Source organism: Anaerohalosphaeraceae bacterium (assembly GCA_035378985.1).
Taxonomy (GTDB): Bacteria; Planctomycetota; Phycisphaerae; order Sedimentisphaerales; family Anaerohalosphaeraceae; genus JAHDQI01.
In genome coordinates, this window is record DAOSUR010000005.1 from 109084 (window position 1) to 135124 (window position 26041).

The following is a 26041-nucleotide window of genomic DNA, read 5'->3' on the forward strand; positions in this document are numbered from 1 at the left end:
AAAATGTGAAGGAATAACATGAATCATTTTATGGAAGGATAAAAAACTCAGAAATCTTTTTATAATTAATTTTTGAAAGACCACGGACTTTTAGCGTCACTATCATAATCGCCAGTTATGTTTTTTTCTGCGACGCACAAGAGTCGGTGCCCCACGTTGGGGCATCGTGAAATTGCGTTCATCAAAGGCTTTAGCGGGCCTACGGGAGATGCAAGGAAACGATGCTCCTTAATCTTAAACACAACACAAGCCGTTCTTGCGGGGTGGTTAGGGAGAGGAAAATATAGGATAGAAAAATTGGATTGTGAAAGGAGAAAGGCGATGGCTACGGCAGTAGGGACGCAACTGAGGAAAAACGGATTTTATTTTGTATTTATTGTTCTTTGCATATTTACCGTCCAATCTCTTTGTTGGGGGGAAGATGACAATCTAAATAATTCTGATCCTAATACGCTAATGGCTCCTGCAATGGCAGGGAGCAACCAATTACCGGCAACAAATATTGATCCAAATGCATATCATTTTTTAATCTACAATCCTCGTGGTAGTGAAGCAAATATAAAAAATGTAATGGACAAATGGGGCTGGTCTTATACGGAACGTAATTCTGATTCTGGAAATAATGTTACACTTGCTGACCTGCAAAACCATGATATTCTGATTGTTGGCTGGAATGCAGGTGGAAATACATCGGGGCTGAGTAGAGATATTTTAGCTGAAGGGATAACAGGAAGAGTTATTTTAAGTGGTCACGATGCAGATTATCATACCAATGCGAATTTGGATGCTGCTGAGACTTTTTTAATTCAGGCGATTGAATTTGTTTTGGATGGTGGCGGGACAGGGTTGATTACACTGGGGGATACCGATTCGCCTCCATTTTCTTATTTGCCTACAGGGTGGGGAGTAATTCCTCAATCGGGTGGTAGTCAGATAGTTAAGACATTTACCGACGAAGGACTATCCAGTGGCGTTTATGATAACCTCATACCGGATGACATGTGCAACTGGGGAACATCTTACCATGACACATTTACTTTGCAGGATGAAATATTTGTGCCATTTGAATTAGGCGGGGAAAGCGGCAAAGACATTATTACCGTTGCCCGGATGAACAAATACGGGCTTAGATTGACCAAGACGGATAATCTCGATCCAAACGTGACACCCTGTGTCAATTTGCATGATACTTTTACCTATACGATTTTATGGAACAATACCGGTAGTCAAACGGTTCCTAATGTTTCACTAATTGATTATCTTCCCAAAGGCGTTGATTTTGTAGGTTTTACCGGGTCAAGTGCCTCTCAGCCCCCCGCAGCACCTCCGGCGGATCCCAATTTCGTCCTTAGTATTACGGATGCTAATGGACTTGATGATATTACACTGCCTGTCGGTCAGAGTATCCGGCTGTATGTAGCAAAAGAAACTGCAAACACAAATATTTACGCTTTCAGTCTGGAAGTGAACTCATCCGATCCTAACCTGGGCTGGATTGATAATACGGAATACGACCCCAATAATCCGGGAACTGCTGAAATTATGGCTACTCCGAGAGATACTTCATTTGATTATTATGGTCCCGGATATACCCAGCAGGAAGGAATACAATTCAGTGCAGTTAGCTTTGGAAATGCGATGCAGGACGGTAATTTGGCAAGTTTCCTCTATACTGCAATACAGCCGGGATATGTAACATTGACTTTAATTAATTACGCTACGAATCCGGCCACACTGGAAAATATTATTATCCGCCAGACCGATCCGAATGACCCCAATTATGTCCCCAGTGAACCCAATTCAATTAATGAGCCGTCGGTGTATCCTGCTTCCTCTCCAACAGGTTCTTATGACCCGTTGACCCATACGATTACATGGATGTTGGGCAATATCTCGCCGGGCAGCAGCGGCAGCGTGAGTTTTCAAGTCTCTGTCAATACGGCTTCCGAACCGGGAGGAGTATTGCGTAATAAGGCTGTCTTAAGCAACAGCGAAGGGAATCTGGCCGTAGCAATAGAAAGAACCAATGTCTGCTGCTGGGATAACGGGGGAATTATTTACGTGAATCGTAATGCGACAGGCTCTAATGCAGGAACAAGTTGGGAAAATGCTTATGTGGATTTGCAGGACGCGATAGCCCGTATCAATAAATGCGGCGGCGGCCAGATTTGGGTAGCCGGTGCAATTTATAGTCCGGGAAATGCGACCACCGATACCTTTACCATTCCGGCTGGTGTTTCTGTTTATGGCGGTTTTGCTGGCAATGAAACCTCTATTGACCAGCGGGATATTGAAGCATATCCGACAATCCTGTCTGGGTATATTAATTCCACTTTACAAAATGATACGATTGTTACGATGGGTAATAATTCTCTGATTGATGGATTCATTGTGAAAGAGGCAAGTAATCAGGGATATGGAATTCTCGGACAGAGCGTCGATTTTGCAGTTTTTAATTGTTCCATTGAAGACAATCAAAAATATGGTATCCGTGCAGAAAATAGTAATGTAACAATAAAGTGGTGTGTCATCCAAAAAAACGAAGCTGACGGGATATATCATTTTGGCAACAACGCAAAAACTCTTACGGTTGAAAATTGCCGAGTTTCAGAGAATGGTCAACATGGTATTTACGCCAGACTTTCAATTCCTGTTATCCGCAACAGTCAGATTAGTTTGAATGGAACAGAAAATTCTGCTTCTTATGGTTTGTACCTGTTTTATCCACGGTCAGGTTATGCAATTTATAACAACACCATAGTTTATAACGCCAATTATGGTGTGTATGCGGTTGACCCCAATGCCGTCGTTGATATTCGCAACTGTGTCTTATGGGGCAACAAATTATCTTCCGGCGAAGACCAAATGACCGGCAGTGTCACGGCCCACTATAGTTGTGTTTATGACCCCAATTATCCCAATCAGACAACACCGGACAGTAACGGAAATATCAGCTGCAATCCGCAGTTTGCTTATGACGGCGACCCCAATGTGGTGATTTATCATTTACTCCCTACGTCGCCGTGTATTGACAGAGGCGACCCGGCAACATCGTGTGCAGACCAGAATGACCTTGATGGCCAAACTCGTCTGATGGGCAATTATGTGGATATGGGAGCCGATGAAATCGACCCCGATTGCAGTGATGTATATAATGCGTATGACTGGAATGCTGATGGGCTGGTCAATATGTATGAGTTTAACGGTTTTTCTCAAAATTGGCTGGCTCACGATCCAAATGATCCGGCGGTACTTGATCCAAACAATCCAGTGAACGACCCGAACAGTCCCTATTATATCGACCCGAACCGATGCGAAAACTGGTATTCCTCGGCATATCGGTACAATCTATCGACTGCCGGCGATAGTATTTACTCCATTGACGTTGCCGACCTGATGGTATTGGTGGAAGATGCACCGTGGCTGTGGGTGGCCTGCTGGCGAACGGATATTCGGGAATATCAGGAGCAGCTTGCAAATCAGCAGAGTATGATGATGTCATCTGCCTCCTTGGAATCTCAAGTGTCTTCTGAATTGTATGAAACGAAATCTGTATCATCGGCAGGGACAATCTCTGCGTTAAGTGCGACTCAGTCCCCAGAAGAAGAATCTTCTGTTGAAGAATTTGACCCTGTGGCGGAGCGTGAACAGATTGCATCTCTATTAAAAGATATTGAAGTCTTTATTGATGCCGGGGGAGAAGATGCCCAGACTTGGCAGGAAATCAAAGACCTTTTGGAACAAAGCCTTACAGAATTGGAAGACATGACAATTAAGACGACGGAGTTTTAATTGATATGTCGGATTTATTAATGATAACTAAATTAGGTTTGGAGGATTAACAATGAAACGGTTTGTGTTGATTATGTCATTGGCAATGTCGATATCGGCTTTTGCGGGTTATACCTATACTATTACGGATGGGATGGATTTTGGCGGATTAACACTGACTGGTACTCAATCCCTTTTGATGACGGGAGGCGGGGGAGATTCATTAAGTTTATTAGGATCGAGTTCTGCGGTCATTCAGGGGACAGCTCCTTATGATCAGACAGTATATCCTAGTGGTGGAATTCGTGACTTAAGTGTTGGTGGTTATGCTCACCTTGATTTTTCTGGCGGAGAGGTCTATGAAATTAGTATTGGTTCTTATGCTACTGCGGTATTAAGCGGAGGAACCATTCAACGATTGAAGACTTCGCAACTCGTAGGTTTACAGGTTGATCCATACATTGAAATAATCTGCAAAGATTGGGATTACAATACAGTAACAAAAATGCTTACGGGCATTTGGGCGAATGATACAACATTTGCTATTCAACTTGTTGATGTTGCAAACTATACTCCGACTATTGACGATATTACTTTTACTATTATCCCCGAACCAGCGACAATGCTGTTGTTAGGGGCAGGCGGATTATTCCTGCGACGTAAACAAAAATAAACTATTTCAAAAAAGGGGCTTTCAGATACTGGGGGCCTTTTTTTGTATTATGGACTGGGGATGTTTATGAAAAAGTTGATGATGGTGTTATTGTTGGTCTTGTCTGTATCGGCTTTTGCAGGCTATACCTACACAATCTCAGAAGGAATGGAATTTACAGATATGACATTAAAGGGGACGCAATCCCTTTTGATGACAGGAGGATATGGGGTTAATATTACTCTATGGGATACAACTGTCATGGACTATTATGGCGGTGAAGTAGAGGCTGTCCGAATGTATGATTCTGCTGTATTAAACATGTCAGGCGGAGCAATTGATACAGGCTTATATCCTTCAGGGCATAATGTTGTTAATATCTCCGCAGGTTATGTTAAGTTGTTATATGTAAACGGATATACAGATGCCACATTAACAGGGGGCATTATTGATAGTGTTACAGTAGGTTTTAATGTTTCTGACGTTCAGATCACATTTGTTTGTGATTTAGACAGTTTGGTCTATTCCTATAACAGCGCTGGTGTATTAGTAGGTGTTTTGGGCAATTGGCTGGACGGTACAGGATTTAACATTGAGATTCAAAACCGTGGTTATTCTCCGACCAGTGATTACATTAAATTTATTCCCGAACCTGCGTCCTTGTTTATAGTAGGACTTGGCGGATTGTGGATTTGGAAAAAGAAGTAAGATCAAATAGGGGATTTTCCGCACAAAACATGCAGAAGCCTTTCTTCTTACATGCCGGGTATTCGTAAATACCGAATTCAGCGTAACATGCGGTATTGGGCGGTACAGGACTTGAACCTGTGGCCTCCAGCGTGTCGAGCTGGCGCTCTAGCCAACTGAGCTAACCGCCCGCACATAAGTCTTTACAAGCAAGCCATATACACGATTTCCCGCTTTTTGTCAAGCAGGAAAACCCTCTTTGCCCGATTTTCTCCTTCTAATCAGCCAGGACCATTTAAGGTCGAATCTTTTACGCACCGCCCAGAAAGATTTCGACAGGGGTGCCGGCGGCGAGGCCGCTCAATTGCCGCACAAAGCCGACGCGGTCAAAATCCGCCCGCTTTCGGAACTGATACTGCAGCGATACCCGCCCGTCCATCACTGAAAGCGTTTTCAAGTGCAGGTTGTCCACCTGCCCGCGGAGGAACGCCTCCAGCGGCTGCTGGAGCCGGTCAAAGGCCTCCCTGTCCATCGACAGGAGCAGATGGCTGAACCGCCGCAGGCAAAACTGCCGCCGCAGCAGCGCCTGCGCCGTCAGCGTCAGAAACGCCGCAACAAACAGCACAATCACAATTGCATAGGTGCCGGTGGCAATCCCAATCGACGAGGCAATCAGCAGCAGCAGAAAGCCGATTTCCGCCGAATCCTTCACGGGCGTGCGAAACCGCACAAAGGACAGCGCCCCCAGCAGTCCCAGCGACAGCGGAATGGAACTTTGTATCCCCAGAAACAGCGCGGTAATCGCGGGCCCTCCGAGCAGAAACGCCCGGTCCACGCCCGCCCCAATCGTCCGCGAGCCGTAAAACAAATGATACATCCAGTACACCGCCACGGAGGCCGCAATCGATGCAGCCATCGGAATCCACAAATCCGAAACCGTCAAATCCAGCGATTGAAACTTCAGTTGAGCTGCCGGCATCATCATTTTTTCTCCTATAACGTTTCTGTTGGGTTTTCATTCAAAATCATTCCGCGAAGCGCGCCCGGACAGCATCGTTTGTCCGAACGAGCCCGGTTCTTCCAAGTGAGCCGCCAGACAGCAGGCGTATTTCGAACAGCGTGTCCAGTCCGTCTCCAGCAGATTCAAAGACCGCAGCGGTTCACTCAGTTCCGCCGAACGCCCCTTGACTTCCACAACCGCCCCTTCCATTCGAAGCGTCTCTTCCGAGCCCGACCAAACCGAATCGGCCGGCGCGGACTCAATCCGCCAATCCAGCGAGACGCGAGCTCCGGTCATCAGGTCGGTGAACCGAAGCCGATGGTAGGAAATCCGGATAACCGGCAGCAGCCGTTCCGTCGGAAAGACGCCGAATTGAGCCAGCGTATTCAGCAGGACCGGAGCCGGCAGGATTCCTTTTTTCCATCGTTCCCCTCGAAGCGTCTCGGCCGGTACGGAAAAAATCTGCCGCTTCTTTTGTCCGGCAAAACCGTTTTTGATTTTTACCTCCGCAAAAACCGCTGTATCGCCCTCCTGCGGCAGCGGCTCATACCAGCGGATGCGGATTTTCTTCCGATGCCGGCTGCCCTGCTGCGAATCCTCATAATCCTCCAAGTCCTCCGTATCGAAATAGAGGGAATGAATCACCCCCTTCGGATACAGCCGATCCGGCGGACAGCAATGCCGCAGCAGGCCTGCCGCCCACTCGATTTTCTCCTGCGGGATGAAAAATTTTCGTTCCATCCGCCAGCCGTCCAATTCGCTTGTCTGCTCGGCCGGCCTTCTGAAAAAGTCCAGGAATCCTTTCATCGATTGCCCTCCTGCATCGGCGGCATCCCCGGGAATCTCGGCATCATTTGCTGCCGCTCCTCTTCGGTCGGCCTGGAAGGGATTTCGCCGCTCAGCTGCCGGCGGACGGACAGCCGCCGTTTGGCGATAAACGATTTTAATCCCGGGGCCTGCATTCCGGGCGGTCCGCCGAAGCCGGGGCCGCGCTGTCCGAACCCAAAACGCCCGCCGCGATTAGCCCTTTCTGCCGGCGCCGGCTGCCCGCCTTGAGGCCCCATCGGCCCGGACGGATTCGGATTGCCCGCCTGCGGCCTCATCCAGCCCCCGCCGAATGCAGAGCCCTCGTTCAGCCCTTTTTCAAAATCCTCCAGCGTAAAAAACTTCAGTTCATCTTTCTGCACATACGGACGCACCAGCGCCGCCAGTTTGTCAATTCGTTCTTCTAATACTCCTTCTGCAAAGGGGCCGTCCAGCAGGTCTTTTAAATACTGGTGGTACCGCTCCCTGTATGGAGGATAAGACAAAAGCCGATACACCAGCGGGCGGGATTCAAAGGAATTGGTCACCGGCTCATCAATGTAAAAGTCCGCCGCATCCCGTGCAAGGCCCATTCCAAAGGTCCCGAAGGCCATATTCAAATCCCACGGCAGAATCGTAAAGCGTCCGTTTGTCTCATACAGGTAATAATTGTGTCCCATCCCGATATAGTTGTCTAAATGCACAATCATCACGGACACCGCCAGATACCGCAGCACCTGGTCCACATCCAGCACCTTCTCAATCTCCTGCGGGAAGGTCTCATCCGGACATTTATTTAAAACCTCCAGCAGTCGAAACAGTGCCGTATGGTCGGCCTTGTTTTCGTTGGTTTTCAATCCAACAGCATCCAGCAAATTGCCCCCTCGAAACCCGGGTCCTCCGCCAGGTCCCGGTCGACCTTGCCCTTGGGGTCCGCCGAATCCGCGCTCTCCTCGGCGACCGAAGCCCATCGGAGGAGCATTCGGGTCGAATCGTCCGCCCGGTCTGCCTGCTGCAAACTGCGGAGCCATTCCCGGACCTTGCGGGAAAACCCCCGGCGGCCCCATCGGGGGTCTCATTGGATTATTCGGGTCCGCTCTGACTGCACCGGGCGGCCCCCCTAAACCGCCCGGAGGCGGACCAAAGGGCCCGGCAGGTGCCGGCACATTCCCCGGAGGAAATGGACGATTTGGGTCGGGAACAAATCCCGCCGGCGGAGGGTCGTCAAAACCGCCGGCCGGCCGATTCCCCGGATTGGGAGGAAAACCCGGGCCCGGGTTGGGGCCGAATCCGACGCCGGGTCCCGGCCCGCCGAACCCCCTTCCAAAAGGACCGCCAAACGGCCCGGCGGCCTGTCGGCTGAGCAGCTCCTCCAGCGGGGTATTCTCCCGCTCGAGCAGTTCGAGAAGGTCGCTGAGCCGTCGTCCGCCCAAGCGAACAGACAGCGGGTCATTGAGATTTTCCCGCGAGGCAAAAACCGGATTTTGCGTCTGTTTTTCTACATCTTCCTTGGTCCAGTTCAACAAAGCCGCCCCGATTTCCGGCTTGTACAGATTGCCATGCGGATTGTCGAAATATCGAGCCAGAAAGGTCTTATCAATCGCCTCCACCTGCGTATAAAGCCCGAGGTGCTCATTATTTACATACACATCAGCAAAGGCACATCGCGGCGTCGGCACTCCCATCTCCCGGAAGATTTCATAACTGAGCACTTCCCGAATAAAGGTCGGGTCTGAAAACCCGTTGTTCAGGCACAGCTTTTTGACTCCATAGAAAGTCTGGGCACTGTTAAAAAAATTAAAATCAATCTTCAGACTTAACCGCTTGGAACCGCTTGCCGCCACTGACATCAGAGAAGAATTGCCTTTTGGGCGAACCGCTACATTTGAAAACTTTCGGCCATCAAACCAAAAGTCCGCCCGAACATATTTTTCGGACATCGGATTGGCCAAAAGCCACTTCCAATCCTTCTCGGCCATAACGATTCTGACCGTTCTTATCTGCTCTCTATTAAAAGGATTAATGCTCTCAGAGGAGTCCAAAAAGCCATCGTATCCGCAGACAAGAAAACCTGTCAAAATGGCAATAGATGCAGAAAGACCGATAAAAATTGTCTTTTCCGTCTTATCCACAACCCTTACATCCTCATTTGAACCTGTCGGTGATAAACCCCAACGTCTTTGTTTGAAACTTTGCTCAATTGCATCATTTTTTCGTTAAACACAAAGAAAAGAACGCCGAAAGAAAAGCAGATATTGCTGTCTCTGCCGCCAAAAAAAATCCGTCGGAGAAAGAAGTTAAAAAAAAGATGGAAAAAGAAGATAAAACAAATCTCGTTCCATCCGCTTCTCAGGCCAACGCCTCGGCACAAACGGCGCCGAACAAGGAGAATTTCTCCGCCGGCTTAATCGATAATCTGGCCTACCAAATCCGCACCTTATCCAACGCCATCATCGGCTTCAGCAATCTGCTGGCCGCTGAAGATTTAACCGATACGCAGCGGGAGTATGTCGCCGAAATCCACCGGGCCGGGAAGGGCCTTTCATGCATCGTCAACGATGTCGTGGATTTGGCACATCTGGAACGAGGCAACCTGAAACCGAACTTTGCCGAATGCGATCTGGCTGACCTGCTGGAGGAAATCGAAAGCATTCTCAGCCGAGCCGCCGTCAGCAAAGGATTGTCCTTTGCCGTCACCGTCGAAGAAAATGTGCCGGCGTTCCTGCGGACCGACCGAGCGCGTCTGAAACGGTGTCTGCTGAATCTGGCCGGCAACGCCATCCAATTTACCCAGCAGGGAACCATCGAACTTCGGGTGCGGATGGCTTCGCTCGGCTCTCAATCCGCCATTTGCTTTGACCTGATCGATACCGGTCTGACCATCTCCACAGAGCATTTGTCTGAACTTTTTGAACCGGTTCGTCAGAAGGAATCGATTCACAGCGGAATACCGGCAGGCCTTCATCTGGGCGTGCAGGGCTGCGGACTGCTGCCCCTGACCCGCCAATTGGTGCATCTGCTGAACGGACAAATCGAAGTGACGTCCAAACCGGGGGCGGGCTCAATTTTCTCGATCCTGCTTCCGGCGGAGCCGGCCGTTCTGAAATCCGGAATGCTTTTCTTCCCGCCTCGTTCGACGGGATACGGAAGAGACAAAGAAACATTCGAAAACAAACAATGCATCGGACGGGTTCTGCTGGTCGAGGATGAAGAGTCCAACCGAACCGTCCTGACCCTGATGCTCGAGAATCTCGGTTTGGAAGTTGCCGCGGTCAACAGCGGACAGGCTGCCGTTGATGCGGCCTGCCGAAACAGCTTTGACGTCATTCTGATGGACATCCAGCTGCCGGACATCAGCGGGCTTCAGGTTGCCAGGCACCTGCGGGATAAGGGGCTCCGAACCCCCATCATCGCCCTCTCGGCAGGAACGGTCGCGGAAGACCGGAACCATCAGATTGAGGAACTCTTCGACGCCTTTCTGGCCAAACCGGTGGATAGTCCTCAGCTGGCTGAAGTCCTCCAGCCGCTGCTGCCGACCGTTCAGAAATCCAAAGCAAACTATTCCGGACAACATATCCAATTTCAGAAAACAAAATGAAAAAACAGAATCCGGACATTTCGACGGCTTCTTTGGAAGGGCCTCAGCCGAGCACAGGCCAATTCGGGGAATGGCTCCTCGAACAGGGTCTGCTCTCTGCGGAAACCCTGCAAAAGGCCCTCGAAACCCAGAAAGCCGCCGACAAGCGGCTGGGCCAGATTCTGGTCGAAATGGGAGCCCTGACCGATGTGCAGGTTGCTCAGGCGCTCGGAAAATTTCTGAACGTCGAATTCATTCCGCTTGACGACTTGTCCGTCGTGCAGATGGATGTAGCCCGCAGCATCCCGGAAACCCTGGCCAAGCGGTTCTGTGTGGCCGTGGTGCGGGAAGGAGCGCAGGGGATTGAACTGGCCATGGCCGATCCTCTGAACGTGATTGCAATCGACACCGTCTCGTTCAAACTCAAGAAACCGATCAAACCACTCATCGCATCGGAAAAACAAATCCTGCATCTGATTGACCAGATTTATCACGGCAGCGACCTGGACCAGCAGCAGATGCGCGATCTGGTTGAACTGGAAATCAGCACAGAGGACGACGAGGAAGAGGAATCCGGTCAAACCGGGACACAGATTATTTCAGAGGCCGAGGCGGAAGAGGCGCCGGTTGTCCGCTTTGTGGATTTGATGCTCAGCCACGCGATCAAAAGCCGCGCCAGCGACATTCACGTGGAGCCGCAGGAACACGGAATGATTATCCGGATGCGGGTGGACGGCATTCTGACGGAAATGGTCCCGCCGCCGCGAAAGATGCAGGCCGCCGTAATCGCCCGTCTGAAAATTTTGGCAGAAATGGACATTGCCGAGCGGCGGCTGCCGCAGGACGGCCGCTTCAAAATCAAACGCGGCAAGGGCCAGCCCGACATTGATGTGCGGGTCAGTGCCCTGCCGACCATCTACGGCGAAAAAATCGTTCTGCGAATTCTCGACAAGTCCGCCGTCAATCACAACCTCGATACCATCGGGCTGGAACCCAAACTGCTCAAGCAGTTCAAGCAGATTCTGAATCTGCCGCACGGCATCATCATTGTCACAGGCCCCACCGGTAGCGGAAAGAGCACCACGCTCTATTCGGCCCTGAATGCGCTGAAAGACCCGCGGAAAAACATCACCACCGTCGAAGACCCCGTGGAGTACCGCCAGCCCGGCATCAACCAGACGCAGGTCAAACCGGAAATCAATCTGGACTTCGCCCTTTGTCTGCGGGCCATTCTGCGGCAGGACCCGGACATCATCCTCATCGGGGAAATCCGCGACAAGGAAACAATGGAAATTGCCATCAAGGCCTCCCTGACGGGGCACCTGGTCCTGAGCACCTTCCATACCAACGATGCCCCCAGTGCGATCAGCCGTTTGGTTTATATGGGGCTGGAGCCCTATCTGCTGGCTTCTTCGCTCAATCTGATTCTGGCACAGCGGCTGGTTCGGAAAATCTGCGACAAGTGCAGTCAGCCGGCAACCATCAGCGAGGAATTAATCCGTCGGCTCAAACTTACGCCGGAACAGCTGGCCTCCGCAGACCTTCGGCAGGGAACCGGATGCAGCCACTGCAACGGAACCGGCTATCGGGGCCGGCTGCCGATTTTCGAATTTCTCGTCATTGACAATGAAATGCGTCAATTGATTGCCGGCGGCGGAAAAGAAATGGAAATCCGCGCCCTGGCCCGCTCCCGCGGCTACGGCGACCTGCTCGAGTGCGGCATTCGCCGGATGCTCGAGGGGAAAACCACACCTGAAGAGGTCCTGCGTGTCACGTTCTCTGAGGCCGTGGCAGAAGAATAAGACATCCGCTCAGCGGCTGCGCCAGACATACTCACCGGGGCCGTCGGCCTGAGAGTTTCGAAACCGCTTCAGAAACCGAACGGCAATCCAGTCCGCCGTCAGCACAGCCGTTACAACGCCCGCCAGAGCCAGGAAGAGAACGGAAATCCACCAGTTCGGCCAGTACATCACCGGCACAACCCGGACAAATTGAGGGCGGTAATGAGCCAGAAGTCCCAGCGCTCCGACCACACCAAGCAGCAGAATCGGCACACGCAGTCCGTTGAAAACGGCAGCCCATTCCTCCCGCCTGCTGCCGCCGGCTCGAACAGGGCAGGAACGGCGGCGAGGCGCCTTCTGCAGAATGGAATAATCCTTCAACGTATCCTTGTCCGAAGGGCTTACATCTTGTTCGGGATGAGATATCCAAATCGCTTTTTTCATACATCCCCCGACGGCTTTACCGTTGCTTTCTATACGTTTATTGTATCTGGTTGTGCGTTCTGAATCAAGCCCAATCTGGGCGGCACAACGGTTATAGGACGTCAGCCCGCCGATTCGGGAATGTCCCGTTTCTTTTTCCGCCTCCCGTCTCGAGCTCTCCTTTCCGACAAAAACATTTCACCGCCATGAAACCTGTTCCAAACATCGTCAAACCGTTTTTTATCAGACTCAGGAATCCTCCGGACCCAACAAACTGTTCCCCTGCAGGGATTTTTTACAAAAGCCGCCCCCTCAAAATGCCGAACCCCAGAACAAATCAAACACAGAGAGGATCGTGCGCAATGCAGACCTTTGAATATGTAGCATGGGATGCAGCCGGAAACTGCCGGGAAGGGCTCCGACAGGCCCAGTCTCGACAGGACCTGCTCGCCCAGCTGCGTCAGGAAAATCTGACGCCGGTATCGATTTCCGAAGTCGTGCCGGAAACCAAGCAGGAAGTTCAGACTGCCAGTGTGCGGTACCGCCGAGTCTGCTCGGAACAAATGTCTACGTTCTGCTGGCAGCTGGCCACCATGCTGGAAGGAGGTCTGTCCATCACCACCGCCATCCAGACAATTGCGGAAGACATCACCAATCCTTACTTTGAATACGTCCTCAAAGACATTGCCGCCCGGCTGGAAACCGGTGAAACGTTTACCGACAGCGTCCGGGCCCACCCGAAGGTGTTCAACCGGCTGGCCTGCTCCATCATCATGGCCGGCGAAACCGGCGGTTCGCTGTCCAACTCGCTCCGCCGGCTGGCGGATTATTATCAGGAACGGGACAAACTGGTCCGAAAAGTCCGCGGCGCGATGGCCTATCCGATTTTCGTCGTTTGTTTTATTGTCATTATCGTCGTCGTCCTGATGACGCTGATTATCCCCCGCTTCCAGGTGATGTTCGAAACCTTCAAAGGGGAACTGCCCGCTTTTACCCGCGGCTTTATGGCCGTCTATCACGGAATCGTCAATAATATTCTGCTGATTCTGATATTTCTGGCGGCCCTGATTGCCGGCACCGTCATTGCCTCCAAAACCAAATCCGGCCAAGCCGTTCTGCATCGGCTTGAACTGAACATGCCGCTGCTGGGGCGAATCAAGCGGATGGCCTTTATCTGTATGTTCTGCCGGACGCTGGCCTCGCTGGTGGCGGCGGGCGTGTCGATTCTGGATGCGTTTATCATTTTGGCAGAAATGACGCCCAACCAGCTGCTCCGAAACGGCGTCCTGCTGGCCCGCCAGAAGATGACCGAAGGCACCTCGATGGCTGACAGTCTTCAGGCTTGCGGCCTGTTCCCCGGCGTGGCCGTCAAGATGACTCAAATCGGCGAACAGTCCGGCTCTCTGGTGCCCGTCCTGGAAAAAACCGGCGATTTTTATGCCCGCAAAGTGGATGAACTCGTTTCGATGATGCTCGGTCTGCTGGAACCTATTCTGATTGTCACCGTCGGAGCCATTGTGCTGACCGTCCTGCTGGCGATGTATCTGCCGATTTTCTCTATGTCTGTATGAGATTCAAAAAAACGTGGGTCTCGAACAGGATTTCGAGACAAAAAAACATAAAAAAATGTACATTTTTTTAGGAGATGCAAGCAATGACAGAAAGAAAAGGATTTACGCTGATTGAACTGATGGTCGTCATCCTGATTGTCGGCATTCTGGCGGCGGCCTCGATTCCGCTGATGCGCGGCCGGATTGAATCCGCCAAGTGGGCGGAAGCCAACGCCACCGCCGGCACCATCAAGTCCGCCGTCCGGGTGTATTTTGTGGAACACGGCTCAGCGCCCACCGGCAGTCTGGGCGTAGCCGCCACCCGTCAGGCCCTGGGCTTTCAGGATGCAGACCTGACCGGAACCTACTTTGTCCCGGGCGACTACAATATCGACAGTGTCGATGCCAACGGCAACGCCCAGATTACGGTCACCGGCAGTCAGCCCAATGCTCCCAGCGGGTCGAAGACCCTCTACGTGGACGGACGATGGGAATAAACCGGCCTATCGGTCAATTTACAGGAACGGAGGAGGTGCGCATCTTTCTCCGTTCCTTCCTTTTTTGAATGCCGGATAAGGAGGATTCCCATGACAGACGTGGGCCCAATGGGCCGATCTTTCAGACACGGGCGGCTTCGAAAATCCGCCGGTGTCACCCTGCTGGAGCTGATTGTTGCCACGGTGATTCTGGCCATTGCATCCCTGGGAGCCCTGACGTACCAGTATCACGCCGTCAAGCGGGCCCGCAGCGCCCGAGCCGAAATTGTTGCGGCGCAGCTGGCTCAGCTGCTTCTGGACGACTGGAAAAGCACCGGCGGCAATGAATTTTATGACCCGACGGATCTCGACCTCGGTCTGGAACAAATCGGCAGCGACCCGATTTATCGGGTCGTCTTCAACGGCTTTCCCATGCGGGCACAGCTCTGGTACTCCGACATTGACACAGATGCAGAAGCGGGTGTGACGCTTCGGGAAATCCGCGTCACAATTCGCTGGCGGCGGGATTACAAAAACCTCGAACCGGCCGCCGCCGACCCGACGTTCACCTCGTCCACGTATGTCCGAAGAGACCAATCCGGCGGATAAGGAGGCATCCGGTATGAATCGCTGCAAAAAAACATCTCGCCTGTCCGGCGCTTTTACGCTGCTCGAAGTAGTCGTCACGCTGGCGATTCTGATTATTCCGATTCTGGCCGTCACCATCCTGGCGGCCGGCGGCTCCCGAAGCGTTCGCCAGACTTATAACAGCATTCACAAACCGATTCGGCAGGATGCGCTGGCCGCTATGACCGCTTTCAGCACCATCGGACGAAAGTCCAACCGAAGCAATTATGCCGTTTATAAAATCATCAACGGTGTTTACACCGTCGCTCAGCCGCCGATTAATCAGGAAATCGCCTCCGGTTCCGCCGTCGAATTTCGCTACTGGGAAAACGCGTTCGACCCGGCGGCCGCCAATGCGGATGTGCTGGAAGTCACCAACACCGGAACGCACTACGCCCTCTTTTATCTGGAAGGACGACGGCTGAAAGTCGATTACGGCACCGTTGTCAATGGAGTGGGGGGAATTTCCGGCGGCACCCGCCGAACCAGCTCCCTGCTGCGAACCGTCACACTCAGTGAATTTGTGGATGTCTCCAAAGGAACGGAGATTTTCAGCCACAACGTCGTCGGCGGAGTCGGAATGGGCTCCGTCCGGATGAATCTGACCTTGACCGACAGCGAAGGCGAATCCGTAGAAGTCAAAACCTCCGTCCTGCTGCGAATGAACTGGCCCCGATAGGACGCAACCTTATGGTCCGGACCCGAACTATCCGAACACAAAAATGGACAGGTTCCGCACTGGTTTTGGCCGTGCTCCTGCTGGTAATTTTGTCCCTGCTCGGATTGAGCATGCTCAAGGCCGCACAGGATGCGCAGGAATACAGCATCCAGCTCAAACGGAAGGCCGCCGCCCAGGCCGCAGCGGAAGCGGCTTATGAACAGGCCGTCTTCTGGATGAGTCAGCAGCCCGACCTCTTTGTCGCCCTCGACAAAAAATCTCCGCAGGGAACCATATCCTTTCCGGACAGCTCCGGCTCCTACCAGATTCGTTTTTCCTCCTTTGCCGATTCCCGGCCGATTTTCGAAGTCAGGGCCCGCGGACAGTCCGGACAGATGGTCAGCACCCTGAACGTTTTCCTCGTGCAGGCGATGACCGGCTGGGAGATGGGCCAGTGCCGCGTCCCTTCCGGCCCCTCCTCCACGGCGGAAGTCTATTTTGCCAACGGGGAAATCATCGCGATGCCGATTCACATCAATACGGTTCAGCCGCCGGACGACCGCAATCCGGATATTTACGTACAGCCGGACCCGCTGTTCCTCGAACCGGTCTCGATGAGCGAATCCCGATATGCCTCCGACGGCACAGACAAATACCGCCGCATCATCGACCTGTTCGACAGCGGCATCTTTTTTGACCAGCCCAAAAGCCGAATCAGCGATGAAGAAGCCGTCCAGCTGAAATTCGACTGGTTTGTTCAGATGCTTCAGGAGCAGAAGCCGAACCTCATTTTCCGGCCGGTCCGGAACAATCTGGTTCCGCTCGGACAGCCCGCCGTCCAGCTGGAGTTTTTCGTGGGTACGGACAATATCGGCTATGTCCGCATCACAAACAACTGCACCGTCCGCGGCTATCAGCGAACCGTTTCCGACACGGACACCTGGGACTACAAAATCAAACCCGGCAGCGGCGGATCCCTCTTTGAAAAATACCCTGTTTACGGATTTCATTATATTCCCGCCAACGCATCCGCCACAGGACAGCAAATCGTTCTGCCGGTCCAAAATACCTATGTGGTTCCCCGTTACGGTTTGACGGAAGGTCCTGCCGGCGGACAGATTTTTGTGGATGGAAACGTCATCATCGGCAGTGCCTCTGAAACCGTCTCCCTGCCGAACGTGCGTCAGCTGAATACCGTGCAGGGAAAAATCACCGTCGCCGCCACGGGGAATATCTGGGTAGCCGCTCCCATCCAGGTCTCCGACCGGGATGACAGCGGCGTCTCCTATCCTCGTCAGGCCAACGGTCTGCCGCATCCGGACAACCCCAATGCCCTCGGTCTGGTTGCACGGGGTGTAGTCAAAATCATTGACCCGGGACTGGCCGCCTCCCTCGGAGCCCCGGGGACTGTCGCCGGCGCCGTCTATCAGCCGGTGGCTCTGCTGGACAAAGGTCAGCCGGCCGGTTCACCCTATCGGCATCTGCCCGACCCGATGATTGTCGAGGCCGCCGTCACCGCCTGCGGAGGAGGATGGGGAGCAGAAAACGTCGAGCGAAACGGATACGGCGGACGCAAAGAAGAGGCGGGACCGACAGATAACCTGATTGTCCGCGGAATGCTGGCCGAATCCATCCGCGGTGTGGTCGGCGTGATCGGACGAGACGGCTACGTCAAACAATACTACCTCGATGAACGGCTCAGCCGCGGCATCGTCCCGGGCAATCTCTGGTTCAAAGGCAAGTACATTCCAATCCCCGGCGGATGGAAGGAAACAGCCCAGCGGCTTCCCTGAGGGAGAAACGGCTATGAAAGGATATCGAACTCCAAAACCGGTCATTCGACAGCGCGGCTCAGCCCTGATCGTCGCGGTTGTCCTGCTGCTGATATTGTCCATCTTTTCCATCGGCGTTCTCAAGAGTGCCGAAGGAGCCCATGTCCAGGCCGTCCAGCAGAAGCGGCAGACCGCCGCTCTGGCGGCCGCCGAAGCCGCTTACGAGCGGGCCATGTTCGCAATGAGTCAGCAGCCCGACCTGCTGTCCGCTCTGGCTGCCGGCTCCTTCGAAGAAACCCTCTCCTTTCCGGACAGCCAGGGGTCTTATTCTGTTTCCCTGGCCACTTTTCTGCAGGCCAAGCCCATCTTTGAAATCACGGCAATCGGACGGTCCGGTATTTATGAAAAGACCATTCACACCTACGTGGTGCAGGCCATCAACGGCTGGGCCATGGGCAAATGCAAGGCCCCGGTCGGCGGCTCTTCCTTTATCGACGTGGTCTTTGCAACCGGAGAAACCGTCGATTTGCCGGTCGAAATCAATAAGGAAAATGACAGTCCGGATGTACGCGACATCAAAATCCAGGGATATCCGGTCTTTCTTCGTCCGGTCTATATGGGCGAATCCCGCTATACCAGCAGCGGCCAGGACAAATACGTTTCGGTAATGAACTGTTTCAAAAGCGGCATCTATTTCGACCAGCCCATGCTTCGAATTGCAGATAACAGCGGACTGGACAGCAAGATTCAGCGGTTCCGCGATACGACGGACACCCGATTCCGTTTTACACCTGTAGCCGATGCTCCCGTATTGAAACTGCCTCAGCCGGCGGTTCATCTGGAGTTTTTTGTGGAAAACGGCATCGGCAAGGTCTGCATCACAAACAACTGCACCGTGCGCGGGTTCATGCAGTCCAAGGACAGTTATACGTATGATTTCCGCGTCAAACCCAACAGCGGCGGAGAAGAATTCGAACGCTATCCGATTTACGCCTACCATGTCCGCCGCTCCAATGCGGACACCAACGGCGACCGGTTTATCGTGGACCTGCCGCAAACCTATGTCTCCCAGGAATTCGGAGGGGTTTCCTCCGCTCCTGCCGGACAAATTTTTGTGGACGGAAACGTGATTATCGGAAGCGGACGCACTCTCGGCCAGCAGACCGATGTCATCCAGGGCCAGATCACCATCGTTGCCACCGGCAATATCTGGATAGCCGACTCCCTCACAATATCGGACCAGGACGATTCCGGACGCATCTATCCTCGGCAAGCCAACGGCCTGCCGCACCCTGAAAACCCCAATATTCTCGGACTCATCGCCAAAGGGGTCATCAAAATCGTCGATCCCGGAATGACGGAATACAGTTATGTGGATACTACGCCGAAAGAACCGGCAGGATTCACCTATGTGCCGATTGGAAATCGAGAAAGCGCCGCCAAACCGATTTATATGCGGCTTCTGCCCAATCCGACTGTCGTGGAGGCCGCTTTGACAGTCGGCGGAGGCGGATGGGGAGCTGAAAACGTAAAACGAAACAGCTACGGCGGAAGAAAAACGGTGAATGCCAACAATGACCAGCTGATTCTGCGAGGCAGCATCACCGAAGCCGTGCGAGGAGTCGTGGGTGTGGTAGGACAGGATGGATATTTGAAATCGTATTATTGGGACGAACGCCTCCTGACAGGCATCCTGCCCGGCAATATCTGGCTCAAAGGCAAGTATGTGCCGGTGCCGGGTGCCTGGACGGAAACCCAAACCGCTCTGGCTCATTAGACAGGAGAACCTATGCTGGCAGCTGTAAAACAAAAATATCGTTCTCTGCTCGAGCGGCTGGAAATGAACGCCGTCGAATGGGCCGGACTGGACATCAGTTCCTCCTCGGTCAAACTGGTCAAGGGAACCTGGCGGAACCGAAAGTTCGCCGTCACAGGGGCCTGTCAATTTGACGTAATGCCCAATCAAAACTCTCATAATCCGGATGACGCTTCCGTGACAGAGGCCGTTCGACGATGCCTGAATACAGCCGACTTAAACACTCCCTACGTGGTCTGTGCCCAGAGCGGGCCGGAGGTTGTCACCCGTTCTTTCCGCTTTCCTCTCATCCCGCAGGAAGCACTCAGTAAGGCCGTAGAACTCGAAGCCCAGCAGATGAGCCCCTTCGATGCCGACCAGAGTATCGTGGCCTTTCAAACCATCCGCTCTTCTGCCGACGGTCATCAGGGCTTCCTGGTCGTCGCCATGCGGGACGCCGTCGAACGAACCATTCGCCGGGTTCACAGCGCCGGCGGCAAAGTGATGCTGATGGATGTCGAAGGACTGGCTGCGATGAACTGCCTGTGCCACTGCATCCCGCAGGACGCCTCCTCCTGCCGAACCCTCATCCATCTGGGCCATCGGTTTATCACCGTCACCATTCTCGGGGACAACGGCATCCCGTTCATCCGGGACTTGACCTATGCCGGTTTCGACATAATGGACTCCATCCGCCGGCAAACCGGTCTGAACGAAGAAACCATTCGACAATCTCTCTTCGGACAGATGGATTCGATTCCGCCGCAGATCTCAGCGGCCCTGAAAAACGCCGCCGCTCGATGCCTGAACAACATCAGCGATACGCTCCGCTATTATGTAACGCAAAATCCCGACTGCCAGGTCAAAAAGCTCTATTTATCAGGCGGGTGGGCGATGAGTCAGCCGTTTACGGAACTTATGGCCGGCACACTGGGTGTAGAGACGGAAGTATTTAATCCTTTCCGCTTTCTGAATCTCCAGACCCCGCCGGCCCAGGAAGCTTTACAGAAACTGGCCGGTCCGGTTTTTACGGTAGCAGCCGGATTGGCTATGAGGACCTGCTGATGCAATTTCGGATTGATTTATTACAGGGACAGGGATTGCCGAAAAGGAGCCGGCCGGGCACTATTGCCCTGGCCGCCGTACCTTTTGTTATCCCGCTTCTGGCAACCGGTCTTCTGGCCGGCCAATGGCTCAACCATACAGCCCTGATGAAAACCGAACTGGCCATCCACCGGCAAAACCTCCAGCATATTGCCGAACATGCCGAAGACCTTCAGCGGTACGAAGCCGTCCAGCAGAACATCCTGGCCGCACGTCACCGCATCAAAACGGTGCAGGATGCCCTGCGGCTGGAAATGCCGCTCTCGCCCCTGCTGGCCGAACTGGTGCAGACGCTCCCGCCGGAGGTGTTCTTTACGGAACTGGATATCGCCTACCAGCCCGTCCGCCGCAAAATAACGGACCCCAAAAACAATCAGGTATCCTATATCCAGGTCATCCAGCGTACTCTTCGGCTGACCTTGGCGGCTCCGAACCGCCCCGAAAGCGATCAGGCCGTCAATGGCTACATTCAGAAACTTCGGTCGGCCCCCTGCCTGTCCTCCGTGGCTCAGGAAATCCAAATCCAGTCCCGACAGGAGGCGGCCGATTCACAAAATCTTCTCCTGTACGAAATCCGATGTCCTTTGATTGAACAAAAATAAAAACGGATCAACCTTATGATTTTCAAAAATCGAAAATACTGGATTTATGTGGCCTGTGTCTGGGGTCCCTGGCTCCTGCTGGCCGCAAGCTTCTATACCCTGGTGCTCACCCCTCAGGCCGAGCGTCTCAAGGCGGTCCACCAGGACCTCACCGTCAGCAGCGACCGAGTCAGCGTCGCCCGTCTGGCCTCCCAGCCGGATACGCAGCAGCGCCAGGAGGAACTGCTGAATGAACTGCAGCAGCGAATCGATGATTTCCTGGTGCCCTCAGGAAAACAGGACAAAGTCCTCTTTGAAATCAGCCGGCTGGCCAATACCGCCGGTCTGAGTGAATACGCCGGCAAAACGCGCGAGGATGTCTGGGCGGCGGAAGATTCCGGCCAGACCAAACTCAAACGCGTCTGGCAGACCATCACCTTCCGCGGCACTTTCCAGCAGTTTGCATCCTTCGTCAATGCCCTCGAACGAAGCCGCCCGACGGTCTTTGTGGAAAGCGCCTCCATCGAACGAAGCCGCCAGCAGTCCAAACTGCATTCCGCAAAACTCCTCGTATCGTTTCTGATACAGCCGGATTCCTCGGCCCCTGCGGTCATGTCTTCTATTCTCAGGGAGGAACCTTCTTTATGAAGACTGTTGCTATCACCAATCAAAAAGGAGGATGCGGGAAAACCACAACCGCCGTCAATCTGGCGGCGGCACTGGCCTCACGCGGCTATCGAACGCTTCTGGTAGACCTCGACCCGCAGGGACACGCCACGCTGGCCTTCGGACTTCAGCCCGATACGCTCGAACAGACCATCTATGAGGCCCTGGTCAACCCGCAGGTTCTTTTCGAGCGGATTCTGCAGCCGACGTGCCTGCCGACGCTTCAGCTGGCCCCCAGCAACGTCCTGCTGTCCGGAGCCGAATCCCAGCTGCTCCGAATGACCGACCGGGAATATGTGCTCCGCCGTCTGCTTCAGGAGACAGCCGCCCGGTTTGACTACTGCGTGATCGACTGCTCACCCTCGCTCAATCTTTTGACGCTCAATGCCATGGCGGCCGCTGACGAACTGATTATTCCCGTCCAGACGCAGTATTATGCCCTCGAGGGGCTGCGTCAGGTGATGGAAACTGTGGACGTCGTTCGCAAGCGGTTTGCTCCGAATCTGCGCATTCGGGGAATCCTGCTGACGCTGGTTGAACGGAGAACGCTTCTGAGCCGGCAGGTCGAAGAACAAATGCGCGACTATTTTGGTCCGCTGGTCTTCCGGACTGTGATCCATCGGAATGTGCGTCTGGCCGAAGCCCCCAGTGCGGGTCAATCCGTCATCACCTACGCACCGCAAAGCCTCGGCGCTCTTGAATATCAATCCCTAACGGATGAGTTGACCTATGAAACCCAAAACCGGACTGCACAAGAAAGTTGCCTTTATATTTGAAGGAGCTCCGATTCCGTCAGCAGCTCCGGCCGCCGCAGTCGGACCGGCTCCGACCGCCTCTGCTGCGGACGCGAACACCTATACCCCGCAGCCCGCACCGGCCTCTTCCGGAGTCTCGGCACCGTCAGCCGCTCCCGCCGCCCGACCGGCCCCCGCCAAAGAGACACGGGCTCCTGCCGGTGCACGAACCCGCAAAAAGAACAAAAAAGACGCCAAACAAACCCAGATGCTGATTCTGGTCGGCGTTTTGTCCTTTGTTTTGATTGCAGTCCTCTTTTTTGTGCTTCGCACACCGGCGGCGCCCCCCAAAAAAGCCGCTGCCGCGGTCCCGTCTGAAAACACCGCACCTTCGACCGCTGAAACAGCCAAATGGGTCCGGCCGGAACCATGGCCCGAACAGATTCGCGACCCGATGACGCCGGATGCAGCCGCCCGAACCCCTGACGGCGGCACGGGCACACCCGTCTGCATCGTGCGGGGCATTGTCTTCAACCAAACCAATCCCTCCGCCATCATCGGAAATCAGATTGTCTGTGTGGGAGATACGATCAACGGAATCAAAATTGTCAGCATTACCAAAGATGCCGTCGAATTTGAGAAGGACGGCAAACGCTGGACCCAGACCGTCCAGCCGTAAACAGCCGGCATCGTTCGAAAGGATAACAGGATGGAAAAGACAGGAAACAAGACCCTTTGGAAAATCATCTTGCCGGCCGGCCTTCTGCTTCTGCCGGCACTCGCTGCATGGGGACAGGACGCTGTGCAGACGGAGGACCCCGCCGGAATGCGGGCCGAACGCCTCAGTCCTGTTCAGCAGCGCATGCAGCAGACTGTCAGTGTGGACTTTCGGGACACTCCGATTGACGATGTGCTGCGCATTTTGGCCCGACAGGCCAACGTGGACATCATCAAAAGCCCCAAAGTAGAGGGAACCGTAACTGCTACCCTGAATGACGTCCCTCTCGGCGAGGCCCTGACCAACATCCTCGAAGCCCACGGATACAGCTATGTCGCCACGGAAAACATGATTCGGGTCATGCCCACCAGCGACATTGTTGATGTGCGGGAGAAAGTCATCAGCCGCGTCTATCGGATTACCTATGCTGACGTCAAAGACGTGGAGGCGGCCCTTCGCAAGTTCGTCACTGAACAGGGCTCCATCTCCGCCAACCCCGGAACCAGCAACATCATCGTCACGGATGTGGAAAGCAAAATCAAAGCCATCGATTCCTTCATTGAAGAAATCGACCGCATTACCCCGCAAATCCTTGTCGAGGCCAAAATCTACGACATTTCCTCCCGGGCCAATCTGGACCTGGGCGTGGAATGGCAGATGGGCACCAACACCCTTTATGATCTGGAGGGTACCTCATACTCCAACGGTACAGCAGTCTCCGGCACCATCGGCAACGCCGTGCAGGGTACTGTAACCAACCCGGCCATTACCAGTGTTTTCTCCGGCGATGTCGGAAAAACCGCCAGCACCGACGGCATCTTCCGCTTCGGCATCCTCAACGACCACGTTCGGCTCGATGCCGCCCTGAAAGCCAAACAGGAAGACATTCGGGCCAAACTGCTGGCCAACCCGCGCATCCTCGTGCTGGACAATGTGCAGGCCGAAATCAAAATCGTCGAAGAGTTTCCCTATCAGGAGCTGACGGAAAGCAGCGGCGGCGGCAGCATCGGCACCACGGCCTTCCGCGAAGTCGGCATTGAGCTGCGTGTCGTACCCCACCTGACCCGCGACGGCCTCATCCGGCTGCTGCTGAATCCGAAATTCAGCGTCCGCACCGGCGAAGTTGTCATCACCGGCATCAGCAATCCCATCCCGCAGCCCATCATTGCCAGCCGGGAAACCATGACCACCGCCCTGATTCGGGACGGACAGACCGTCGTCATCGGCGGCTTGAAAAAACAGGATGTTTCTCAGCAAATCAACAAAATCCCCCTGCTGGGCAATCTGCCTCTGGTGGGCTTTCTTTTCCGTTCTGAGGGCGAAAGCACCATGAACAGTGAACTGGTGATTTTTATTACCCCCACAATCGTGAAAAATCCAATCCTCAGCGAGGAAGAACAGCGGCATCTGGCCAATACCGTCTTTTCATCGCCGCAGGCCCCTCAGCCGCGCATCAAAAGCGAAACCCGCTGAAAGCACCAATCAGACCCATTTAAGAGCCGTCGGAATCGGCTTTCCGGCGGCTTTTTTTCTGCGCCTCGATTTCCTTCAGCAGCCGCTGCCACGTCCGGATATGCCCCCGTTCATCTTCCTGATTCTTCAACAGCATCCGCCGGGATGCCTCCTCCCAGGGCGCCGCTTCGAGCAGCCGGCTGTAATGCTCCACCGCCTTGGATTCGACCCAAATGCCCGTCTTGAAAATCCACTTCGCCCCCGCCAGCCGAGACCCCAGCCCGAATACAACACCGACCGCCTGCCAGAACAGCCGCAAAAGGCTCGGACGAAACCCGTATTCATACAGGTGCGTCTGAAAATCCTGCCAATGCGTCAGTTCATTGCACATCGCTGCAATCAGTTCCCGATTGAGCTCCGTCGGCTCCGGGCTGATTTGTAGTCGGTAAATCGTGACCGCCATCAATTCCAGGGAATGCAGCGTCCGCAAGGCCCGGGCAATCTTCTTTCGACCCTCCGGACTCAGTCCGTGCCCGCGAAACACCACATCCTCCCGCCGCAAAAGAGGCCGCAGCACCTCCACTTCCGCCCCTGCCGATTGACCTTCCGCAGGCCGGGATTCATCCTGCTTCCTGCGGCGAAGATGCTGACGGGCCTGTACACGAACCAAGGCCTCATCATACCGTTTCCTTTCCTCCGGCGTCTGCGGAACAAGGGCCGGAACCGGACGGGGTTTTCCGGTCTGCGGGTCCACCGCCACAAAGGTCAGATAGGCCGTTGTCGCCAGGGCCCGGCGGCCCTGCTGCGGATTTTCACAATACACCTCAACCGCCACCTCCATTGAGGTGCGGCCCGCATAACTGACCACCGCATCCAGCATTACCTGGTCGCCGATTTGAATCGGACGTTCAAACTGAATCGTATCCATCGCCGCCGTCACCACCGGCCCGCCCGCATGACGCTGGGCCGCCATCGAGGCCGCCATATCAATCTCGGCCGCTATCGCCCCGCCAAAGGCCGTCCCAAACGGATTGGCCTGGTTGGGCATCAGCAGAAACCGCGTTTGAACCCGGCTGTCCGCAGGTGTTTTCGAAGAACGGTTTGTCTTGTCAGAGGATTCTGCCATTTTACGGCTCCTTATGTTGTTCTGCGTCTGATAATATAGCAGAAAGGTCTCGAAAAAAAGAAAAGATTCTTTGATAATTCCCATTCT

General features: G+C 53.9%; 22 protein-coding genes and 1 tRNA gene. 17 read left to right on the forward strand and 6 right to left on the reverse strand.

The annotated features are described in order from the left end of the window. The first annotated feature begins 321 nt into the window (after window positions 1–321). From PKY88_05565 to PKY88_05575, 3 genes are all read left to right on the forward strand, one after another. The gene (locus PKY88_05565) at window positions 322–3792 is read left to right on the forward strand and encodes a right-handed parallel beta-helix repeat-containing protein (protein ID HOQ04663.1); all 3471 of its coding nucleotides are present in this window, start codon (window positions 322–324) and stop codon (window positions 3790–3792) included. Window positions 3793–3844: 52 nt separating this feature from the next. Next, entirely contained in the window at window positions 3845–4444 is a 600-nt protein-coding gene (locus PKY88_05570) for a PEP-CTERM sorting domain-containing protein (protein HOQ04664.1), read from the forward strand. 66 nt (window positions 4445–4510) lie between these two features. Continuing rightward, complete coding sequence (locus tag PKY88_05575; GenBank protein ID HOQ04665.1) at window positions 4511–5131, forward strand: PEP-CTERM sorting domain-containing protein; 621 nt, start codon at window positions 4511–4513, stop codon at window positions 5129–5131. A 96-nt stretch (window positions 5132–5227) separates the two neighbouring features. Here PKY88_05575 and PKY88_05580 read toward each other — a convergent pair. The 4 genes from PKY88_05580 to PKY88_05595 all read right to left on the reverse strand — a co-directional run bounded on the left by PKY88_05580 (window position 5228) and on the right by PKY88_05595 (window position 8893). Further along, window positions 5228–5301, reverse strand: a tRNA-Val gene (locus PKY88_05580). Between the two features lie 119 nt (window positions 5302–5420). Next, window positions 5421–6095, reverse strand: a complete 675-nt coding sequence (locus PKY88_05585) for a DUF4956 domain-containing protein (GenBank protein HOQ04666.1) — start codon at window positions 6093–6095, stop codon at window positions 5421–5423. A gap of 30 nt (window positions 6096–6125) precedes the next feature. Further along, window positions 6126–6917: a VTC domain-containing protein gene (locus PKY88_05590; GenBank protein ID HOQ04667.1), complete on the reverse strand. Its 792-nt coding sequence runs from the start codon at window positions 6915–6917 to the stop codon at window positions 6126–6128. Beyond that, complete coding sequence (locus PKY88_05595) at window positions 6914–8893, reverse strand: CotH kinase family protein (GenBank protein HOQ04668.1); 1980 nt, start codon at window positions 8891–8893, stop codon at window positions 6914–6916. Before PKY88_05595 ends, PKY88_05590 begins: the two co-directional genes overlap by 4 nt. Before the next feature lie 329 nt (window positions 8894–9222). Between PKY88_05595 and PKY88_05600 the strand changes: the two genes are divergently transcribed. Beyond that, complete coding sequence (locus tag PKY88_05600; GenBank protein HOQ04669.1) at window positions 9223–10512, forward strand: response regulator; 1290 nt, start codon at window positions 9223–9225, stop codon at window positions 10510–10512. Continuing rightward, window positions 10509–12293, forward strand: coding sequence for an ATPase, T2SS/T4P/T4SS family (locus tag PKY88_05605; GenBank protein HOQ04670.1), 1785 nt, complete (start codon window positions 10509–10511; stop codon window positions 12291–12293). Before PKY88_05600 ends, PKY88_05605 begins: the two co-directional genes overlap by 4 nt. Before the next feature lie 9 nt (window positions 12294–12302). Here PKY88_05605 and PKY88_05610 read toward each other — a convergent pair whose 3' ends face one another. Then, complete coding sequence (locus tag PKY88_05610; protein HOQ04671.1) at window positions 12303–12716, reverse strand: hypothetical protein; 414 nt, start codon at window positions 12714–12716, stop codon at window positions 12303–12305. Window positions 12717–13057: 341 nt separating this feature from the next. Between PKY88_05610 and PKY88_05615 the strand changes: the two genes are divergently transcribed. The 12 genes from PKY88_05615 (at window position 13058) to PKY88_05670 (ending at window position 24849) form a co-directional block, all read left to right on the forward strand. After that, complete coding sequence (locus tag PKY88_05615; GenBank protein HOQ04672.1) at window positions 13058–14266, forward strand: type II secretion system F family protein; 1209 nt, start codon at window positions 13058–13060, stop codon at window positions 14264–14266. Window positions 14267–14349: 83 nt separating this feature from the next. Beyond that, window positions 14350–14742, forward strand: a complete 393-nt coding sequence (locus PKY88_05620; protein ID HOQ04673.1) for a type II secretion system protein — start codon at window positions 14350–14352, stop codon at window positions 14740–14742. A 90-nt stretch (window positions 14743–14832) separates the two neighbouring features. Then, the gene (locus tag PKY88_05625) at window positions 14833–15330 is read left to right on the forward strand and encodes a prepilin-type N-terminal cleavage/methylation domain-containing protein (protein HOQ04674.1); all 498 of its coding nucleotides are present in this window, start codon (window positions 14833–14835) and stop codon (window positions 15328–15330) included. A gap of 13 nt (window positions 15331–15343) precedes the next feature. Further along, entirely contained in the window at window positions 15344–16027 is a 684-nt protein-coding gene (locus PKY88_05630; GenBank protein HOQ04675.1) for a hypothetical protein, read from the forward strand. A gap of 11 nt (window positions 16028–16038) precedes the next feature. Beyond that, window positions 16039–17799 carry a hypothetical protein gene (locus PKY88_05635; GenBank protein ID HOQ04676.1) on the forward strand — a complete coding sequence of 587 codons (1761 nt, stop codon included), beginning with the start codon at window positions 16039–16041 and terminating at the stop codon, window positions 17797–17799. Window positions 17800–17812: 13 nt separating this feature from the next. Further along, window positions 17813–19555: a hypothetical protein gene (locus PKY88_05640; protein HOQ04677.1), complete on the forward strand. Its 1743-nt coding sequence runs from the start codon at window positions 17813–17815 to the stop codon at window positions 19553–19555. Between the two features lie 12 nt (window positions 19556–19567). Beyond that, on the forward strand, window positions 19568–20638 hold the full coding sequence (pilM, locus tag PKY88_05645) for a pilus assembly protein PilM (protein HOQ04678.1): 1071 nt from the start codon (window positions 19568–19570) through the stop codon (window positions 20636–20638). Further along, window positions 20638–21279: a hypothetical protein gene (locus PKY88_05650; protein HOQ04679.1), complete on the forward strand. Its 642-nt coding sequence runs from the start codon at window positions 20638–20640 to the stop codon at window positions 21277–21279. The genes pilM and PKY88_05650 overlap by 1 nt, the downstream gene beginning before the upstream one ends. A gap of 15 nt (window positions 21280–21294) precedes the next feature. Continuing rightward, the gene (locus tag PKY88_05655; GenBank protein ID HOQ04680.1) at window positions 21295–21906 is read left to right on the forward strand and encodes a GspMb/PilO family protein; all 612 of its coding nucleotides are present in this window, start codon (window positions 21295–21297) and stop codon (window positions 21904–21906) included. Further along, the gene (locus PKY88_05660) at window positions 21903–22700 is read left to right on the forward strand and encodes a ParA family protein (protein ID HOQ04681.1); all 798 of its coding nucleotides are present in this window, start codon (window positions 21903–21905) and stop codon (window positions 22698–22700) included. Before PKY88_05655 ends, PKY88_05660 begins: the two co-directional genes overlap by 4 nt. Continuing rightward, a complete protein-coding gene (locus PKY88_05665) occupies window positions 22654–23337 on the forward strand; it encodes a hypothetical protein (protein HOQ04682.1) in 684 nt (227 codons plus the stop codon). The genes PKY88_05660 and PKY88_05665 overlap by 47 nt, the downstream gene beginning before the upstream one ends. Before the next feature lie 30 nt (window positions 23338–23367). Then, window positions 23368–24849, forward strand: coding sequence for a secretin N-terminal domain-containing protein (locus PKY88_05670; protein HOQ04683.1), 1482 nt, complete (start codon window positions 23368–23370; stop codon window positions 24847–24849). A gap of 19 nt (window positions 24850–24868) precedes the next feature. On the opposite strand, the gene PKY88_05675 is transcribed toward PKY88_05670, so the two are convergent. After that, window positions 24869–25954, reverse strand: coding sequence for a demethoxyubiquinone hydroxylase family protein (locus tag PKY88_05675; protein HOQ04684.1), 1086 nt, complete (start codon window positions 25952–25954; stop codon window positions 24869–24871). Window positions 25955–26041: the final 87 nt, after the last annotated feature.

Bases quoted from the DNA above. Each gene is read 5' to 3' on its own strand.
- PKY88_05585 (HOQ04666.1), bottom strand. From the start codon at position 6,095: ATGATGATGCCGGCAGCTCAACTGAAGTTTCAATCGCTGGATTTGACG.
- PKY88_05640 (HOQ04677.1), top strand. From the start codon at position 17,813: ATGAAAGGATATCGAACTCCAAAACCGGTCATTCGACAGCGCGGCTCA.
- PKY88_05650 (HOQ04679.1), top strand. From the start codon at position 20,638: ATGCAATTTCGGATTGATTTATTACAGGGACAGGGATTGCCGAAAAGG.
- PKY88_05600 (HOQ04669.1), top strand. From the start codon at position 9,223: ATGGAAAAAGAAGATAAAACAAATCTCGTTCCATCCGCTTCTCAGGCC.
- PKY88_05675 (HOQ04684.1), bottom strand. From the start codon at position 25,954: ATGGCAGAATCCTCTGACAAGACAAACCGTTCTTCGAAAACACCTGCG.
- PKY88_05595 (HOQ04668.1), bottom strand. From the start codon at position 8,893: ATGGCCGAGAAGGATTGGAAGTGGCTTTTGGCCAATCCGATGTCCGAA.
- PKY88_05565 (HOQ04663.1), top strand. From the start codon at position 322: ATGGCTACGGCAGTAGGGACGCAACTGAGGAAAAACGGATTTTATTTT.
- PKY88_05635 (HOQ04676.1), top strand. From the start codon at position 16,039: ATGGTCCGGACCCGAACTATCCGAACACAAAAATGGACAGGTTCCGCA.
- PKY88_05660 (HOQ04681.1), top strand. From the start codon at position 21,903: ATGAAGACTGTTGCTATCACCAATCAAAAAGGAGGATGCGGGAAAACC.
- PKY88_05575 (HOQ04665.1), top strand. From the start codon at position 4,511: ATGAAAAAGTTGATGATGGTGTTATTGTTGGTCTTGTCTGTATCGGCT.
- PKY88_05625 (HOQ04674.1), top strand. From the start codon at position 14,833: ATGACAGACGTGGGCCCAATGGGCCGATCTTTCAGACACGGGCGGCTT.
- PKY88_05570 (HOQ04664.1), top strand. From the start codon at position 3,845: ATGAAACGGTTTGTGTTGATTATGTCATTGGCAATGTCGATATCGGCT.
- PKY88_05620 (HOQ04673.1), top strand. From the start codon at position 14,350: ATGACAGAAAGAAAAGGATTTACGCTGATTGAACTGATGGTCGTCATC.
- PKY88_05605 (HOQ04670.1), top strand. From the start codon at position 10,509: ATGAAAAAACAGAATCCGGACATTTCGACGGCTTCTTTGGAAGGGCCT.
- PKY88_05655 (HOQ04680.1), top strand. From the start codon at position 21,295: ATGATTTTCAAAAATCGAAAATACTGGATTTATGTGGCCTGTGTCTGG.
- PKY88_05615 (HOQ04672.1), top strand. From the start codon at position 13,058: ATGCAGACCTTTGAATATGTAGCATGGGATGCAGCCGGAAACTGCCGG.
- PKY88_05665 (HOQ04682.1), top strand. From the start codon at position 22,654: ATGAAACCCAAAACCGGACTGCACAAGAAAGTTGCCTTTATATTTGAA.
- PKY88_05630 (HOQ04675.1), top strand. From the start codon at position 15,344: ATGAATCGCTGCAAAAAAACATCTCGCCTGTCCGGCGCTTTTACGCTG.
- PKY88_05610 (HOQ04671.1), bottom strand. From the start codon at position 12,716: ATGAAAAAAGCGATTTGGATATCTCATCCCGAACAAGATGTAAGCCCT.
- PKY88_05590 (HOQ04667.1), bottom strand. From the start codon at position 6,917: ATGAAAGGATTCCTGGACTTTTTCAGAAGGCCGGCCGAGCAGACAAGC.
- PKY88_05670 (HOQ04683.1), top strand. From the start codon at position 23,368: ATGGAAAAGACAGGAAACAAGACCCTTTGGAAAATCATCTTGCCGGCC.
- pilM (HOQ04678.1), top strand. From the start codon at position 19,568: ATGCTGGCAGCTGTAAAACAAAAATATCGTTCTCTGCTCGAGCGGCTG.